At 52.0% G+C, this 16,779-nt stretch carries 12 protein-coding genes; 8 read left to right on the top strand and 4 right to left on the bottom strand.

The window, feature by feature from the left end; genetic code table 11:
- Positions 1 to 132: 132 nt before the first annotated feature.
- Entirely contained in the window at positions 133 to 567 is a 435-nt protein-coding gene (locus tag AEAE_RS00930; protein WP_094689295.1) for a hypothetical protein, read from the top strand.
- On the top strand, positions 524 to 1,102 hold the full coding sequence (locus AEAE_RS00925; RefSeq protein WP_158520451.1) for a hypothetical protein: 579 nt from the start codon (positions 524 to 526) through the stop codon (positions 1,100 to 1,102). The genes AEAE_RS00930 and AEAE_RS00925 overlap by 44 nt, the downstream gene beginning before the upstream one ends.
- 197 nt (positions 1,103 to 1,299) lie before the next feature.
- On the opposite strand, the gene AEAE_RS00920 is transcribed toward AEAE_RS00925, so the two are convergent.
- The 4 genes from AEAE_RS00920 to upp form a co-directional block, all read right to left on the bottom strand.
- Positions 1,300 to 2,607, bottom strand: coding sequence for an MvaI/BcnI family restriction endonuclease (locus tag AEAE_RS00920; protein ID WP_094689293.1), 1,308 nt, complete (start codon positions 2,605 to 2,607; stop codon positions 1,300 to 1,302).
- A gap of 54 nt (positions 2,608 to 2,661) precedes the next feature.
- Positions 2,662 to 4,212 (bottom strand): DNA cytosine methyltransferase, encoded by a 1,551-nt coding sequence (locus AEAE_RS00915; protein WP_094689292.1) that lies wholly within the window; start codon positions 4,210 to 4,212, stop codon positions 2,662 to 2,664.
- An 80-nt stretch (positions 4,213 to 4,292) separates the two neighbouring features.
- Positions 4,293 to 5,111, bottom strand: coding sequence for an NUDIX hydrolase (locus AEAE_RS00910; RefSeq protein WP_158520450.1), 819 nt, complete (start codon positions 5,109 to 5,111; stop codon positions 4,293 to 4,295).
- Positions 5,112 to 5,421: 310 nt separating this feature from the next.
- Entirely contained in the window at positions 5,422 to 6,063 is a 642-nt protein-coding gene (gene upp / locus AEAE_RS00900) for a uracil phosphoribosyltransferase (protein ID WP_094689329.1), read from the bottom strand.
- Positions 6,064 to 6,503: 440 nt separating this feature from the next.
- On the opposite strand from upp, the gene AEAE_RS00895 reads away from it, so the two are divergent.
- From AEAE_RS00895 to AEAE_RS00870, 6 genes are all read left to right on the top strand, one after another.
- Positions 6,504 to 8,825, top strand: coding sequence for a beta-galactosidase (locus AEAE_RS00895; RefSeq protein ID WP_094689289.1), 2,322 nt, complete (start codon positions 6,504 to 6,506; stop codon positions 8,823 to 8,825).
- A gap of 461 nt (positions 8,826 to 9,286) precedes the next feature.
- On the top strand, positions 9,287 to 11,038 hold the full coding sequence (locus tag AEAE_RS00890; RefSeq protein ID WP_094689288.1) for an ABC transporter substrate-binding protein: 1,752 nt from the start codon (positions 9,287 to 9,289) through the stop codon (positions 11,036 to 11,038).
- Positions 11,039 to 11,256: 218 nt separating this feature from the next.
- Positions 11,257 to 13,011, top strand: coding sequence for a type 2 periplasmic-binding domain-containing protein (locus AEAE_RS00885; protein WP_094689287.1), 1,755 nt, complete (start codon positions 11,257 to 11,259; stop codon positions 13,009 to 13,011).
- Positions 13,012 to 13,204: 193 nt separating this feature from the next.
- Positions 13,205 to 14,917, top strand: a complete 1,713-nt coding sequence (locus AEAE_RS00880) for an alpha-L-fucosidase (RefSeq protein ID WP_244569571.1) — start codon at positions 13,205 to 13,207, stop codon at positions 14,915 to 14,917.
- A gap of 147 nt (positions 14,918 to 15,064) precedes the next feature.
- On the top strand, positions 15,065 to 15,910 hold the full coding sequence (locus AEAE_RS00875) for an alpha/beta hydrolase (protein WP_094689286.1): 846 nt from the start codon (positions 15,065 to 15,067) through the stop codon (positions 15,908 to 15,910).
- A 179-nt stretch (positions 15,911 to 16,089) separates the two neighbouring features.
- A complete protein-coding gene (locus AEAE_RS00870) occupies positions 16,090 to 16,695 on the top strand; it encodes a sugar O-acetyltransferase (protein ID WP_148139934.1) in 606 nt (201 codons plus the stop codon).
- Positions 16,696 to 16,779 lie beyond the last annotated feature (84 nt).

Genomic DNA, 16,779 nt, shown 5'->3' with positions numbered 1-16,779 from the left:
TTTGGATTCACCATCTACACTTGATGCGCCCCAATGCGCTCGTTTCTGGGAAAGTAGAATTTGTCATTGGTACTTCTTCTTTTCTGATGTTGATTACACTGATTCTGGTTACGTCTGCTCAAGGAGAAGGTGATGGTCCAGAATATCGTTGAGTATCTTCGGCAATGCACCGTGGAGAATCTTTTTACGAAGGACAGCTTCGAGAAATCCTTCAAATGCTGGAGTGCTCAAATTAAAAAATTGGCACCAGCGCATACCACGCGGGAAAGATTGGACTTGGGTGACCATCTGCATGAAATCTTCAATCAGACTGCACCACCGGAAGGGGAAGAAAAAAGAAGCCAAAGTTCCGTATCCAAAGGAGGCAAGAATTGGGAAGCTCTTGTTTGCTGGTATCTCAACATCTGCACCGTTGGGCGGAACACCGTCGTCGTTCCGCCAATTAAAGACCTGCTCCCTCAGCCTATCTTGGATGCTGTGACCATTCAAATTGGGGCCTTTAGTTTTTTCTCAGGAACCGGATTTGGTTGCTCGTTCTTTCCCGAATCTCTCGGAGTATCAGATTGATAAAGAAGAGATTTGCATTAACGATACTCATGGTAAGCGCGTTCTAACGACTAGCCAACAAGAAAAGTACCCGTTGATGTCTGTTATGAATGCTCTTGTTGCGCGCGATTTCGGAGAAATCGGAGTGCATATTATTCAATGCAAAACAAACTGGAAAGATAACGCTCAGGCTCCGATGCTTTGGGACGCCGTGTACCATATGAAAAACAACACAGACAGTCCGCTGAATCTAACGGTAGGGAAGAACAACTATTCAGTTCAGCATGCCAAAGCCAATACGTATTCTTTCGTCACGGTCCCCACAGGGAATATGAACGATCTCAAACCAACCTCAGCTCCTGTCGTAAGGCTAAGCCACTTGTCTGGAGGCGTTTATTGGGGCCATAAATCGCAAGAAGGCATAGCGAGCTCAATCAAAGAAATGCTGGATAGCACATTGAGCGACGGAAGCGATAGATCGACTATTGACACGATGGACGAGATTCTGCAGCCTTCCTTGTCGACTACCTATAAATATTTTCAGTTCCCGGCATGACACTGGCGGATGTTGCTGGCGACGGCTCCGGAAAGCGTTGCGACTCCGGTCCAGCGGTGTGATGAAGCTGCCGGACCGGGGGAACCGCAGCCGGGTATTGGATGATGGCCGTGAAGAAATAAGGTTCTTCTGATTTCCTTCTGCTTCATCGACTTCGAAGGAGCCTTTCCCGACCGCTGCTTTTATGTGCGTAGCATTCACTGTTGCAGATTGTATCTGTCGCCGTTGCCGAAAAGCGTCCGCATCCCGGTGCCATCGGCTTTCCAGAGGAATCCATGGTCGCGGGTTTTCAACAACCTTGGGTCGCTTTCAGGGAGATTGATATCTGCCTTGCCTCTGCCGGTTGCTGGCGCCAGATGCATAGTGAAGTCCTGCGTGATATGCCCTTGGCTGATGAGGTTCTCCAGTTGCATGTAGTCGGGGTTTCTTGTAAGGGTTGCGGCGATGTAATGAAACTCCTCTTTGCCCGATACCCGTCGTGTTTCCGCTTCAATCCAGAACGTGTGGGCATGCTTGTTGCGCAGGTGGGTGCGTAGCTTCTCCATTTCCCAGACCGAAACTTCCTCGATTGCCGATGTTCCGTTTGCGGATTCGTATTGGACGGTCATCTCATCTTCGCTTGCAAGAGGCTTGAGGAGGAATCCTTGTGGATTGCGGTGGTGACCGTAAATGGTTGAATACAGAGAAGTGCGCTTGTTTTTCTCGTCCCAGTATCCAAATGTATCCAGCAGTTCGCGTTCGTTGTATGCGGACAGTCCCCAATTAGGCTTTTCGGCGAAAAGCACATGACGGCTGTTGTTGCCGACGCGCTGGCATTTGAGTTCGATCCCGTTCCAGTCCGGACCGCGGTCGCTGTTGGGTGGGATGCCAAGCTCGTCTTCGAGCGTCATGCCGACTGCCGTGTCACCATGCTTTATGGAAGGAATCCAGCCTTTATGGCTGATACTACGGAGTCGGTCGAGCAGTTTGGATTCGAAGGGGGTGAGGTTGGAATCTGAATTGCAGCGTGCGAGTATGACGCTTGTTTCAGGATTATTGAGGACGTCTGTCGAGCAGTCGAGTGCATAGACCGTGTAGCCGTCTGTGACGATGGCGAGAAGACTCCAGGGAAGTACATATTGATTCAATTTGAAGAACCAGACTCTGGGGTCGCCTGTCTTTGTGTTTGGCCGGTACAAGCTCATGGGCGTCTGAATGGTGTCATTCTCGGTGATGATGCAACCGTCGAGTGTAACCTTGTCGCCTATTCCCTGACGTTGCAAAGCAAAGTCATGGAGTCCGGCATCCTTAAGAAAATCGCGCATGGGCTTGACTGAGTCAAGGATGCTTTTTGACAATCCGGTCTCCGTGGGCAGGAGGAATGAGTATTTCAGACGCGGGTAACGCATCAGGACCATCAGGGCCGTTGTGAGCTGCTCAAGAATCGTTCTCCCATGCGCGCTTTCGCTTACTCTAGCGGCTCGTTTCGTGATGTATTCTATGCTTCCGAAATCCTTATCTGACATTTCGTCCCAATCCTTCCATCCGAAGTGAACTCCAAGTTAATCGTTTTATAACGATTAACTTAGCTCACCGAGGATGTTTGAAATGACGTTTCCCAAGGCGTTCCCCAGAAGTGGCGGCACGGCATTGCCGATTTGCGTGTATTGGGGAACCTGATAGCTCCTTCTGGCGCCTCCCGTCGTGGGTATTCCGCGGAATTCAAAAGCATCCGGGAAGGACTGAATGCGGGCCATCTCGCGTACCGAGAGAGTGCGTGCTTCCTGATAGTGGCAGATGTCATCGGGGATGGACAGAGCTGCAGGCGCCGGCTGATCCTTAAGCAGAGCCTTTTGGGAGAATTTCTTGGTCGCGAGGCCATCGAGATACGTCATGAGGCTGCGTTCATCGTCAGGAATGCCTCGCCCATAATCAAGCAAATCCGCGTCGAGAAGATATTCGGCGATTGGGCTGGGAAGTTCGACGCTCTGCCGGCGCAGAACTGCCCGTACCTCGTTCGTCGTCTCCTTGCCGGCGCGAGCGATTATCTGATAGAGACGGAATCTGGCGCGTACCCTCGGGGTATTGACAGGCACTCGTGTGTTCATCATGGCATGCCGCGGATCTGCAAGCAGGGGAGAAAACAGCTTGTTGAGGTTCTTCACATATCGGCTTTTTCTAGGCGCGTTTTCGAGTTGCAGGTCCCCGATGGCGTCGAATACAGTTCGCTGAGAATCGATTTCGGAAAAAGCGACCAGTGGCGAAAAAACGCTGTGCTGTGCACGCTGCTGCCAGCCAGACTCATTCAGATCCCTGTATGTCCATCGGTCCCCATCGTACTCGGCATCCGTAGAGTCTTTCCGGACAGCATCGATGAGTCGAATGCCTTGTTGGAACCAATCGGCTGTATCCGAAGACAAATTCGTTGCTAGATCTTCGCGCACGGCGATCATAATGAACCTCGGCCTGTTCTGGGCGACTCCTGCGAGCCTCGCGTTCACGAGCAGAGGGCATGTGACGTATCCGATTGAGGCGAAAGCCTTGCAGACCTCAAACCATGCGTAGTAAGTATGGTTCTCCAATTTGAAAGGTCGGAGGATTCCCTCGACGTTTTCGAGAAGGACCATTTTCGGGCGCTGAGCATTGACGAACTTTGCGAACTCCCAAGGGAGTTGGTTGCGCTGATTGCCGAATTCGCGCCGTCCCGCCAGCGAGAAGCTTTGGCAAGGCGGGCCGCCGGAAACAAGATCGACTTCTCCGTTGATGAGAGGCGAATGCTTGTCTTCGATGAAGGAGTTGAGTCGCCGGATGTCTCCGACAATCAGCTTTCCCGTGAAGTCACTCGTGGTGGAGAGCTCAGGCATATCCGTCTGCGGGCGTTCGAACGGGTTGTCGTTCAGTCTCTCTATGATGTCCTCGGACGATGGGTCAATCCACAGAACATTGCGCTTGCCAATCGGAGTGTTTGCAAATTCTTCGGATCGCAGGTCGATGCCCATCAGGTTAAGGGCGAAGGTCTCGGCGGGCATCGAGGAGAGCTCGTTGGCGGCGAGCTCGGTGAAGCCTGCGGAGCGGAGGCCGAGGCTGAGGCCGCCGCAGCCTGCGAAGAGTTCTATGAATGACTTTGGCATAGTTGGAAGTATAGAAAATCGAATTGGAAAAGTCCAGGCGGACGGGGTGTTGCGCTGTCAGCGGAGCCAAGTTGGCCCGATCAGAATGACTCGGGAATCGACGATGTTGAGAGGATAGTCCCCATGGCTTGTGCATGTGAAGTTTGTATTCTTCGTGAGCGGTGCAGCTTTTCGTTGAGAATCAGGAAATTAGTGTGTGAGCCTTGGAAGGGGATGACTTCGCTCAGCTCCTTCCAGCTCACCCACGTCGATTGCACGTGCTCGTCGGCGTCAAAATGGCGGCCCTCCACGTGGAACTTTTTCAGGTGCAGGGTCAAAAGCGTGACCTGCTCATCGCTCATGCCTGACGAAGGGTAGAAAGTGCCGAGAACATCCACGTCGACATTCTCGGACGCCTCCACAGCATGCTGGAGCTTTTTGGCAGCAAAATCAGGGTCGCTGGCAAGGTGCGCGATCCCCTCCACGACAATTCCCGTTTCCTCGGCAAGCTCGCGGAAGGCCGACTGAAGGGCCGACTCTTGATTATCACGCAGGCCGGCAGGGAAGCCGAAGGAAAAACTGTTCGAACCCACGCGGTATTCTCGCTCCACCAAGTAAGCGTCACGTGAAACATCGTGGACGAGGAGAATCACCGCTGGGCTGTGGTGAACAATCTGGCGGGGGATATCAATCGAAATATCAGCAGTAGTAGGCAATTGCACGGTGCGATCATCCACAGAAAAAATGGCACCGCGGTAGGTTTCCACGCTCCTGGCAATCTGGGGCGTACCCAGCATGTTGACCACCGAGCCGGAACTGGCCTGCGTCTCATTTTCAGCGGCTTTTGTTGCCTGAAGGCGTTTTTCAATGCGTTCGAGAGCTGCCCCAGAGGGTTGAGAAACAGGTAAATTCAGCATCATGCTCCGTTTCATGTGAAACATAGGTGGATCAGTGTGCTTAATACCGGCAAGTACCGATCGGGAAAAATGACCATGCGAAACCGATCGGTACCTGCTGAAATGGCCTCCGGACCCCGGTTAGCCATGAAGCTTTCTCTCGCCAAAATGACCATGCGGCGGGAAGTAATCAGTATACCGCAGGGGCGTAACAGCGCAAGCAAGCGTGAAAATGGCGCTGATAATCTTGAGAAATTCAAAAAGAAAAAGCCACTGGCAGATTACCAGCGGCTTAAGTAGCCAGCAGCTTTACTGCTAGCTCAGAAGAGTGAGATCAGTCGACAACGCCGTAGAGACGGTCGCCAGCATCGCCCAAACCTGGGATGATGTAGCCGTGCTCATTGAGCTCGTCGTCAACGCCGCACACCACGACGGAGAAGTCGATTTCCGGGCGAACTTCCTTCTCCAAGCGCTCGAGGCCTGGCTTAGCAGCCAAGATGTCGATTGCGGTGATCTTGGAAGCGCCGCGATCGTGCAGGTAGTGGACAGCAGTGGCAAGAGAGCCGCCAGTAGCGAGCATTGGGTCGAGCAGGAAGCACTCGCGGCCAGTCAGGTCCTCTGGAAGGCGCTGTGCGTAAGTAATGATGTCGAGAGTAGCCTCGTTGCGCTTCAAACCGAGGAATCCGACTTCTGCCATAGGAAGCAGGGCCATCATGCCATCGAGCATACCCAAGCCGGCGCGAAGAATCGGCACAACCATGGGGCGAGGGCTTTCATTGAGCTTCTTACCGTGTGCCACACCCACTGGGGTAGCAACGGTCTTTTCCGTGGTGGAAAGGTTGCGAGTGGCCTCATAAGCTTCGAGGGTCACCAGCTCCTTGACGAGCTCACGGAATTCGGATGATGGAGTGTTCTTATCACGCAGCAAGGTCAACTTGTGGTCGACCAGCGGGTGATCCAATACTGTTAAATGCATGGTCATGCTTCCCACTATACGCGCGCATATTACCAGAGAGTGACATGTGTGCGAGAAAATTTTGTAACAGCTACACAACGGGGAATCGGGGTGGCTAACCCGGCAACGTATGGCGCTATTTTCTCAGCGGGAACGATGAACGCTGAACGAGCACACGCATTTTCGACACGCGCGAGCAGCACTCAACAAAAGCTCAGGAACTGTGAGAACTGAACGGTTTCAGTAAAGTGAAAAGCACATGCTGCTGCCTCATGGCTGACTTATCGATTGACTTATCGATAAACTAGAAGTGACAATCAAGGCTCACCACGTAGCAAACCAGTGAACAAGCAGCTGGGAAACAAAGCAAAGCCCAGTTGAAACAAACTGATAATCAAGAGCTACAAGAGCCACACACCACAGAACTACTACCAAACAACACAAGCATCAAAGGAGATGTTATGGTAGCTCGCGATGAGAAAATGATCGATCGCGTCGTTTCCTCCCTCTCAACCATTCTTTACGGCGGAGATTACAACCCCGAGCAATGGCCAGAAGAAGTATGGCAAGAAGATATGAAACTCATGAAAGAGGCTCATATCAACGAAGTCACCCTCAACGTGTTCTCCTGGTCGCTGCTGCAGCCGAGCGAAAGCGAATACGACTTCCACCTTCTCGACCGCATCGTCGACATCTGCAAAGCAAATGGCCTGCGCATCGTCATGGCAACAGGAACCGGCGCTCTACCAGCATGGATGTGCCTGCGCCATCCGGACGTAAACCGCATCGGCTACAACGGCGAAATCTATAGGCACAACGGGCGTGAAAACTTCTGCGCCTCCAGCCCCACCTTCCGCAAATACGCAGGCTTGCTCGCCGCCAAAATGGCACAACACTACGTTGAGAGAGGAGACGCCGGCGCAGGCGACTCACCTATCGTCGCCTGGCACCTTTCCAACGAATACAGCGGCTTCTGCTGGTGCGATCGCTGCGCACAAGCCTTCCGCGAATGGCTCAAAGCCAAGTACCACAACAATATCGACGAAGTCAACGATGCGTGGAACGCCCACATGTGGAGCCACACCTACCACTCCTTCGACGAGATCTTCCCACCCAACACCCGTGGCGACGGTATGGAAGGTGGCGCCTACTGGGCAGGCCACGCAGTGCTTGGTGGCTACTCACTGGATTACCGCCACTTCTACAACGACCAAGTACGTGCCTGCATCAAACTTGAACGAGACGCCGTACGTACTTATGACACATATGCTCCTATCACCACTAACATGATGGGAACATTCAACGATTACGACTACTACAAGCAAGGTGAGTTGCTCGACGTGATCAGCTGGGATTCCTACCCGGGCCTCGGCGAAGATGCGGCAGTCATCGACATGCGCCACGACCTGATGCGTGGAGTCGCTCACGGCGAACCATGGATGCTCATGGAACAAGCACCGAGTAACCAAAACTGGATGCCATATTGCTACGTCAAACGCCCAGGCCAGCTCGCCGAACTCTCCTGGCAAGCAGTAGCCCACGGCGCCAACACCGTGCAATACTTCCAAATTCGTCAAGCGCGCTCCGGCTGCGAAAAGTTCCACTCCGGCATCATCTCAGCCGATGGAACAAACAAAACTCGCCGCTTCCGCGAAGCAGCCCAGCTCGGTAAGCAACTCGAACAACTCTCTGCACAAATCCTCGCTACAAAACCACGCCACGGCCAAGTCGCGCTTATCTTCGACTGGAACGCCTGGTGGGATATCCAATTCTCTGTTGGTCCAACCCAAGCCCTCGACTACGTCGCCGAATGCCAACGCTGGTATCGCGAACTTCATAGGCGCAATATTGCCGTCGACGTCGTCAGCCCTCTGGAAAACCTCCAAGATTATCAGGCTGTGCTCACCCCATGCCTGCAAAGCGTTGACAAAGCTGTTGTAGAAAACCTCCGCAACTACGTTTCTCACGGCGGACGCCTGCTCATGACGACGATGACAGCAGTAGCTGATGAGCATGATTCCCTCTACCAAGGCGAGCAGCCAGTACCATTGCGCGACCTCGCTGGCATCTGGGTTGAAGAAACAGATTCTCTCGCTCCTTCTACCCCTGTTGGTTTGGCTTTCACAGGCGAAGAAGCTCAAGCTCCTCAAGTTTCTCCAAGTACAAGCAAAGAAAGGGCGTCAGCAGCGGGCAAAGCGACATATGGAAAAGCGACATATGGCGAAGTTGCAGGCGGCAAGGCTATAGGCAATAAGGTTGCAGGCGGCGAGCAGCCTTATGGCACGACGCTCTTCGACATTCTTCACGCCGATTCTGACACTGAGGTTCTGGCGACGTACACTGACCAGTTCTACGCGGGAACTCCAGCTCTGACGTTCCACGCGCTTGAGCAGGGCGGCAAGCTGGAGAATGGCGCTGCGGGTGTCATCTACTGCGCGACGATGCCAAATGAGCCTGCAATTGCTCGTATTGTGGACCGTCTCTTGACTGGCCTTGCGGTAGAGCAAATGGTGACGCTGCCGATGTGTGAGAAGTGCCAATCTTGTGGTACTCCTTGCTCTCCAGATTGCCAGAAAGCTACATCGGCCATAGAAATTACCCGCCGCGTTGCTCGAGCGGACAAGCCTGGCGCTCGCGACCTGGTGTTCGTAATGAATACGGCTGAGCCTCCTGTGAGCTTTACTGCTCCTGTGTCGGGTAAGGACTTGCTGACTGGCAAGCTCGTTAAGCAAGGGGACACGCTGACGATGGCCGGTTTCGAAACTCTTATTCTGCAGCAGTAGTCAGGCAGTAAGGTGGCTGTGGAATAATATTCAGTAACAGTCAACTACGTTGAGGCTATAAGGGCGTTGGTATGAGCTTGAGCTCCCGGCGCCCTTTATTTTTCTGGGTTTCTGCGTTTGCGTACTGCCGCTAGGTCAATGATGAGAGGCCGGGTAGGGCGACGGGCCAGAATGGTGGGTATAGGCGAGATTGTGTGTCTCAGCTGCAGCTGTCAAGCGGATAGAGGAACAAGCGGATGTAGGGAAGATGAGAACAGTGGAATGGAGCAGCAGAGAGAGAAAGACGGCCAGTTGCGCATATGAGCTAATTTATAACTCTATAAATTAACCGGTTAAGAAACTCTGCTTCTCGTTATTGACAACTTAATCAATAACGCTACACTGGAATTATCTGCATGGTAGGAACTCTGCCGTTGGAATCTATTGCAGAGGTCAAAGAGGACCTTGAAGGAAGGGTTGACATGAAGTCCAAGAAACTGATGGGCGTTGTCAGTCTGATCACCATTGCTTCTATGGCTTTGGCTGGTTGCGGTAACTCGGCAAGCTCTGTCGATACCAAGGACGATGGCAAGGAAATGACTGTTGATGTTTTTGATGGTCTTGCCAATTATCAGGGTATTCAAAAGGGTTGGTTTGCCAAGATTGTCAAAGACAAGTTCAACATGAAGTTGAACATCATTGCCCCAAACGTTGCCGGCGGTGGTGACACGCTGTTCGATACTCGCTCTGCTGCTGGTAATCTCGGTGACCTTGTCATCATCGGCTCTGCAGGTGGCCGCGCGAAGAAGCTAGTGAAGGCTGGCTTGATTTCCGACATGACCCCTTATTTGAAGGGCATGACGTACATCAATAAGTACAAGAGCGCTACCGACGCTTTGAGCGATGTTATTGGCAAGAAGGGCGTGTGGGGCATGCCAAGCTCTCTGTCTTCCAAGGCACCAACTCAGCCTTCGGAAGGCTTGGAACCAACCTTTGGTCCTTACGTTCGGTGGGATTACTACAAGGCAATCGGCTATCCAAAGATCACTGACCTTGATTCTCTCGTCACGGTTTTGAAGCAGATGCAGGATAAAGCTCGCGAAGAAACCGGTCAGAAAGATATTTACGCCATGTCCCTGTTCAAGGATTGGGACGGCAACATGATGAACAACGCCAAGCAGCCAACAACTTACTATGGCTACGACGAAATTGGCTTTGTTCTGGCAAAGGGCGACGGTTCAGATTACCAGTCCATTACCCAAAAAGGTGGCATGTATGAGAAGGCTTTGAAGTTCTTCAATGCTGCTCACCGCGCCGGCATTCTGGACCCTGATTCCTCTACTCAGAATTACGACACCATGTACTCCAAGTACCAGCAAGGCAAGATTCTCTTCTCCTTCTGGCCATGGCTGGGTCAAGCTGCTTACAACACTACAGAACACAAGCAGCAGGGCAAAGGCTTCATGATCGCTCCTATGGATAACATGAAGATCTTCTCCTATGGCGCAAAGACGGATGGCGACTCGAGCACCGCTTTTATTGCTATCGGTTCGAAGGCAAAGAATAAGCAGCGTTTGGTGAAGTTTATCAACTGGCTGTATTCCCCAGAAGGTGTGTATGCAACTTCCACAGATACCGGTGGTTCTGCTGGCCCAAAGGGCTTGACCTGGCAGATGAAGGGCGATGAGCCAGTGCTCACTGAGTTTGGCCAGAAGGCACTCCTCGGCGGTGGTGCTGATGTTCCAGCTGAGTGGGGTGGCGGCACCTATAAGGATGGTGTTTCTGCTCTGAACATGACCACCGAGGTTGCTAACGACATCGACCCACAGACGAAGCAGTCCTTCAACCCGCAGCTGTGGCCATCTGTGCTCAAGCACAACGATGATGCGCTGACCACTGATTGGTCCGAGCATATGGGTGGAGCGAAGACGACAATGGAATACCTCGAGAAGAATAAGGAAATTCTTGTGGCTCCAGGCGCTTCGTACACTGCTCCAGAAGAGCCCTCCACTATTTCTAACCTGCGTGGTCAGATCAAAACGGTGATTATCGCCAATTCGTGGAAGGCTTCTATGGCTGATTCTGATGCGCAGTTCAACCAGCTTCTCGACGAAATGCGCGAGAAAGTGAAAGGCTTGGACTTCAAGACCGTTCTGGACTGGGATATGAAGAATGCGAAGGACCAGAACAAGGCTCGTGTCGAAATTAAGAAACAGTGGGAAGAATCTCACTAATTCGAAAAATTCGGAGTAGAATAGTTATTGATAAAGAGTTCAATAACGGTTCTACTCCGTTTGTCAATGTTGACAACGAAGCACTACACACAAAACGTTGTGTGATCAGCTTTCTGAGCTGATCAGGTGAAGGATCGTAAGCTCTTTTATCCGAGTGGTTCAGAACGCAGTGCACCGTCGCACTGGGCTGGGACCCATCTTCAAGGGGGGGGGAATATATGAAGAAAAACAAGCTGATGGCTGCAGTCAGTTTGCTCTGCGTTGCTTCTATGGCGCTGGCAGGTTGTGGCAACTCCGATTCTTCTTCTGCTGCCGATACCAAAGATGACGGCAAGATGATGACCGTCGACGTGTTCGACAGCCTTGCCAACTACCAGGGTATTCAAAAGGGCTGGTTCGGCAAGATTATTCAGGATAAGTTCAAGATCAAGCTGAATATGATTGCTCCAAACGTCGCTGGTGGTGGCAATACCCTGTACGATACCCGCACTGCTGCTGGTAATCTGGGCGACTTGATCATCACTTCCGGTTCTAACCTCAACAAGTTGGCAAAGGCAAACCTCATCACCGACTTGACTCCTTACATGAAGGGTATGAAGAACCTCAACCAGTACAAGGGCGCACAGCAAGCTGTTTCCAACCTTGTTACGGTGAAGAAGGGCATCTGGGGTATGCCTCAGAAAGTGTCCAACCAGTCTCCTCTTTCTCCATCGGAAGGCATTGAGCCTGCTGCTGCTCCTTATATTCGCTGGGACTACTACGCCAAGGTCGGCTACCCTCAGATTCCTGATATGGACGCCTTCCTCAACGTGTTGAAGCAGATGCAGGATAAGGCTCGCGAAGAGACCGGCAAGAACGACATCTACGCCATTTCCTTGTTCAAGGATTGGGATGGTGCTTTGATGCAGAATGCTGGTGCCATTGCCAACTGGTTTGGCTACTACCAGCAGAATTCCATCCTCTACCCAGCAGGCACGGAGAAGAGCGGCTATGAGAGCGCTGTCACCAAGGATGGCGTGTACCAGAAGGTGCTCAAGTGGATTAACAAGGCTTACCAGATGGGTATTGTTGACCCAGATTCTGCAACTCAGAGCTGGGATAACATCTCCACGAAGACGACAGAAGGTAAGGTTCTACTCTCCCTGTGGTCTTGGTTGGGCCAGCCACGCCAGAATTCTGAAGTCAACATGGCTAAGGGTGTCGGCTTCATGCTCGCTCCACTCAAGACTATGAAGGTATACTCCGCAGGTGCAATGCCAACGGGCGACATTGCTACGGTTATCGCAGTGGGCTCTAAGGCAAAGAATAAGAGCCGCTTGGTGAAGTTTATTGACTGGCTCTACTCTTCTGAAGGCGTTTACGATTCTGCTTCGAATGCAGGTTCTTCCGCAGGCATCAAGGGTTTGGCATGGAAGCTCAACGATGAAGGCAAGCCATACCTCACCGATTTTGGCTTGAAGGCTATGAATGACGCATCCGGGCTGAACATGCCAAAGGAGTATGGTGGCGGTTCTTACAACGACGGTATTTCTGAACTGAACTTCTCAACTATCTCTCCGAATGCTATTGACCCAGAGACCAAGCAAGGTTATAACCCACAGCTGTGGGATACTGAGCTGGCTAAGGAGAACAAGCTCAAGCAAGATTGGTCCGATCATATGGGCGGAGCGAAGAGCACCATCGAATACCTCGAGAAGAACAAGATGATTGCTGTTGCTCCAGGCGCTTCGTACACAGCTCCTGAAATGCCAAGCAAGATCTCTACGATCAACGGCCAGGTCAACACCGCTGTGGTTTCCCACTCCTGGAAGGCTGCTATGGCAAAGTCGGACGCTGATTTCGACAACGAGATTAAGCAGATGACGGAAAAGGTCAACGGCCTTGACTTCAAGCAGGTCTACGGCTTCGATCAGAAGTGCCTGACCGAGCTCAAGGACGCTCAGATCAAGATCGTCAAGCAGTACGCGAAGTAAGCAGTACACCACATAAGCTACCGCTGGGCAGTAAGGCGTTTGCAACACTCTTACTACTGCTAGGTCAATAACTGCTAGGTCAATAAACAGTGAAGCTATAAAAGCTTTCACTGAAGAGCAGTGCAGAAGGGCTACAGAAGAAATCTGTAGCCCTTCTCAAGTTTGATGACACTATGAGAACAAGGAAGTTTCCATGTCACAGCACATTCCTGCTATGCCAGATCGTTCCAGCTGGATTTTGTCTGCAATCCCTGCGGCACAAAGCAAAGCACACAGCTTAAGAGCAACACCTGCACTCCTTGACGAAATTGTTCGTGTTGCCACTCAAGGCCCTTGGCTTCCTACGCAAGAAAGCCTCGCTCGTCACGAACAGCTATCTACTCCTGCATGGTTTGGCCGTGACAAGTTCGGCATCTTCACTCACTGGGGACTCTACACTGTTCCTGAATTTGCCAACGAATGGTATTCGCGCAACCTCTACATCCAAGGCACTGATGAGTTCAAACATCAGATTGACACTTTCGGAGCGCACGCTGAGCATGGCTATCAGAGCTTTATCCCGCTCTTTACAGCCCAGAAGTTCAATGCTCACGAATGGTTAGATGCTTTCGCTTATGCTGGGGCGCGTTACTACTTCCCTGTAGCAGAACACCATGATGGTTTCCAGATGTATGCAAGCAGGCTTTCACACTTTAACGCTGTAGAGATGGGCCCGAAGCGTGACATTATCGGCGAGCTGCGCGAGGCAACACTTGACCATGGTATGCACTTTGCCACTTCGAGCCATCGCGCAGAACATTGGTGGTTCATGAGCCATGGCATGGAATTTGATTCTGACATTCGTCGTGAAGCGGAAGCGAACACGAACACTGAGCGCGGTGGAAATCTGGATGGTTTTGAATACCGAGGCTTGAAGCATGGCAGCTTCTACTGGCCAGCAATGCCAGAGCCAGCAAGCCACATGGATATGCAATCGAAGCCTTACCCCAGCGACGAGTACTTGCAAGATTGGCTGATGCGTACCTGCGAAATCATCGATTCCTACCAGCCGGAAATGCTGTACTTCGACTGGTGGATTGGCCATGAAGCGTTTAAGCCATACGTGATGCTCATGGCAGCCTACTATTACAACCGCGCTGCACAATGGGGACGTGACGTTTCCATCTGCTATAAGGAAAATGCTCTGCCATGGGGAGCAGGCATGATGGATGTGGAGCGCGGCGGCTATAACCAGGCGATGCCATTCCACTGGCAGACGGACACTTCCATTGCCTATAACTCCTGGGATTACACCTCTACTTTGGAGTACAAGCCTGCTGGCGAGATTATCAGGACACTGATTAACGTCACTTCGCATAATGGCAATCTGCTGCTCAACGTTGGCCCGCGCGCCGATGGCTCCCTGGCCCAGAAGGATCGTGACATTTTGCACACGATTGGCAGCTGGATGAAGGTCAATGGCGAAGCAATTTACGACACCATTGCTTGGAAAGAGAGCGATGAAGGGCCAACTCCTGCTCACTCTGGTTCCTTTAATGAAGCTGCTATTGACTATACGTCGGCCGATATTCGCTTCACTTCTCGGGCTGGCATTGTGTACGCTTCTGTTCTCGCGCCTGCTGGTGGCGTTGGCCCTGAGCACCTGCATCGCTCAGTTTTGCCTGAGATTATCACTGTGAAGGCGTATCGAGAATATAGAGATGAAGACCACTCGCCATTCCATGGTGTGATGTGGCGCGTGAGCATTCTCGGTGACCCCCAGAATGCTGATTTGCCATTCACACGCGATAGCGAAGGCTTGCATGTTCAGGTGGATGATGCTTTGGCCAGGATGCGAGCAGCGGGCACACTCATTACTTCGGATGAGGATGTGCTGCCTGTGGTGTTGCGCTTGGAAGAGAAGTGATCAAGAGGCGAGCAATTTAATAGTTTTGTAGCGCTCTGCCTTATGCGCAAATGAAGGCATGCGCTCCACAATTGGGAAGAGTGAAGCATACACTTAGTTAAACGGCTTAACTAAGTGTATGCTTCACGGCAACGTGAAAGGATAACTATGCAGGTCTTTGATACCAGCATCGAAGGAATCGATGGCACCACGGCAAAGCTGACGGGATACGTTATCGACAACTCAGAAGAGATGGATGTCGAGCGCAAGCGCGCCACCATTGTCGTCGTACCTGGTGGTGGTTATGAAATGACCTCTGATAGGGAAGCGGAACCAGTCGCTCTGAAACTCGTGAGCTGTGGCTACAACGTGTTCGTCCTGCGCTACTCGTGCTGGCCGAGCGTATGGCCAACTGCACTGTTGCAATTGGCACAAACCATGCGCGTGATTCGTCACAACAATGAGCAGTGGCATGTCGATTCTGACAAGATCGTGCTCATGGGCTTCTCGGCTGGCGGTCACCTTGCTGCTAATCTTGCGACGACTTATGCGAGCGACCCTGTGTTTGGTGAGCACGGCTTCTCTCAGGACGAGATTAAACCCAACGGCTTGGTGCTGGGCTATTCCGTCATTGATGGAGGAGCGAAGGCTCACCGTGGCTCGTTTGACCACCTGCTGGGTGAGCACAAGGCTGACCCAGAATGGATTGAGAAGCTTTCCTTGCAAAATCGCGTCGACGAGCACACTCCTGCAACATTCCTGTGGCACACCGCAACAGATGATACTGTGCCAGTGGAGAACTCTTTGTACTTCGCCCAAGCATGCATTGAACATCATGTTCCTGTTGAGCTGCACGTGTTCCCGCAAGGAGGCCATGGCCTGAGCTTGGGGACGCGCGAAACCAGCATTAAGGGATGGCATAACTACGGCATTGAGAAAGATGTTCAAGCATGGCCTGAGCTCTTCCATGCCTGGATGAACCGCCTCTTCCCTGATGCTGTCTTTACTGAGTAGACGCAATGAGTAATGGTGAAATGAAGGGGTTGTGAAGTCGCTCTGAAGCCGCTATGAAAGCGCAGCCGGCAACTCGCAACCACTTCACGCGAGAGGTGATCCTTATGGTTCAAGAACATCGCAGGGCACAAGGCGCATGGCATGACGAGCAGTATGTTCCGAGCGCTCACGTGCAAGAAATGATGAATAAATACCCTGACGTTGTCAAAGTGTTTGGCGACGAATGGTTGCAATACCGCAAGTCTGACATTCTTCCGCAGCTGACGTGGGAAGCGCAGGCAACCTGCGATGAGATTAACCGTACCTTCTTCACCGATAATGAGCATGCGATGAAGCTTTTCCATCAGCTCGTACCTGAGGCGGGGGAGGGTGTTGACATTCGCCCTCCGATCCGCCTGGATTATGGTTTGGGTTTGAAGATTGGCAAGCGCACGTTTATCAACATGGATTTCCTCATTGTGGGCGGCGGTGCTGTCAGCATTGGTGAGGATTGCCTGATTGGTCCTCGCTGCTCTATTTACACGCCGAACCATGCTGTGCCTGTCCGCCCACGTTTGGACGGCTGGCAGAATAATTCAGACGTTCGCATTGGTAACAATGTGTGGTTTGGTGGTAATGTCACCGTCTGCCCGGGCGTGAGCATTGGTGACAATTGCGTTATTGGCGCTGGAGCTGTTGTGGTGAAGTCTATTCCTGCGAACTCGATTGCTGTCGGTAACCCGGCTCATGTGGTGGGCGAGGTCCCTGCCGATTTCCCCAACGGCACGCTTCCTGTTCAGCAGTAGGCACAGGTTCTGAAACGCTTGAGATTATCAGCGCTGGCAATCTCAGATAATTCCTGTTTAAGGCGAGGGAAATGTGTTTTTCTC

The organism is Aeriscardovia aeriphila (assembly GCF_002259595.1).
Classification (GTDB): Bacteria; Actinomycetota; Actinomycetes; order Actinomycetales; family Bifidobacteriaceae; genus Aeriscardovia; species Aeriscardovia aeriphila.
Note: the sequence above shows the minus strand (reverse complement) of the source record. Positions and strands in the feature narration are given on the sequence as shown.

What these genes read in the sequence shown, in the direction of transcription:
- AEAE_RS00890 (WP_094689288.1), top strand. Translation starts at nt 9,287, where the DNA reads ATGAAGTCCAAGAAACTGATGGGCGTTGTCAGTCTGATCACCATTGCT.
- AEAE_RS00885 (WP_094689287.1), top strand. Translation starts at nt 11,257, where the DNA reads ATGAAGAAAAACAAGCTGATGGCTGCAGTCAGTTTGCTCTGCGTTGCT.
- AEAE_RS00895 (WP_094689289.1), top strand. Translation starts at nt 6,504, where the DNA reads ATGGTAGCTCGCGATGAGAAAATGATCGATCGCGTCGTTTCCTCCCTC.
- upp (WP_094689329.1), bottom strand. Translation starts at nt 6,063, where the DNA reads ATGCATTTAACAGTATTGGATCACCCGCTGGTCGACCACAAGTTGACC.
- AEAE_RS00920 (WP_094689293.1), bottom strand. Translation starts at nt 2,607, where the DNA reads ATGTCAGATAAGGATTTCGGAAGCATAGAATACATCACGAAACGAGCC.
- AEAE_RS00880 (WP_244569571.1), top strand. Translation starts at nt 13,205, where the DNA reads ATGTCACAGCACATTCCTGCTATGCCAGATCGTTCCAGCTGGATTTTG.
- AEAE_RS00875 (WP_094689286.1), top strand. Translation starts at nt 15,065, where the DNA reads ATGCAGGTCTTTGATACCAGCATCGAAGGAATCGATGGCACCACGGCA.
- AEAE_RS00870 (WP_148139934.1), top strand. Translation starts at nt 16,090, where the DNA reads ATGATGAATAAATACCCTGACGTTGTCAAAGTGTTTGGCGACGAATGG.
- AEAE_RS00930 (WP_094689295.1), top strand. Translation starts at nt 133, where the DNA reads ATGGTCCAGAATATCGTTGAGTATCTTCGGCAATGCACCGTGGAGAAT.
- AEAE_RS00910 (WP_158520450.1), bottom strand. Translation starts at nt 5,111, where the DNA reads ATGATGCTGAATTTACCTGTTTCTCAACCCTCTGGGGCAGCTCTCGAA.
- AEAE_RS00915 (WP_094689292.1), bottom strand. Translation starts at nt 4,212, where the DNA reads ATGCCAAAGTCATTCATAGAACTCTTCGCAGGCTGCGGCGGCCTCAGC.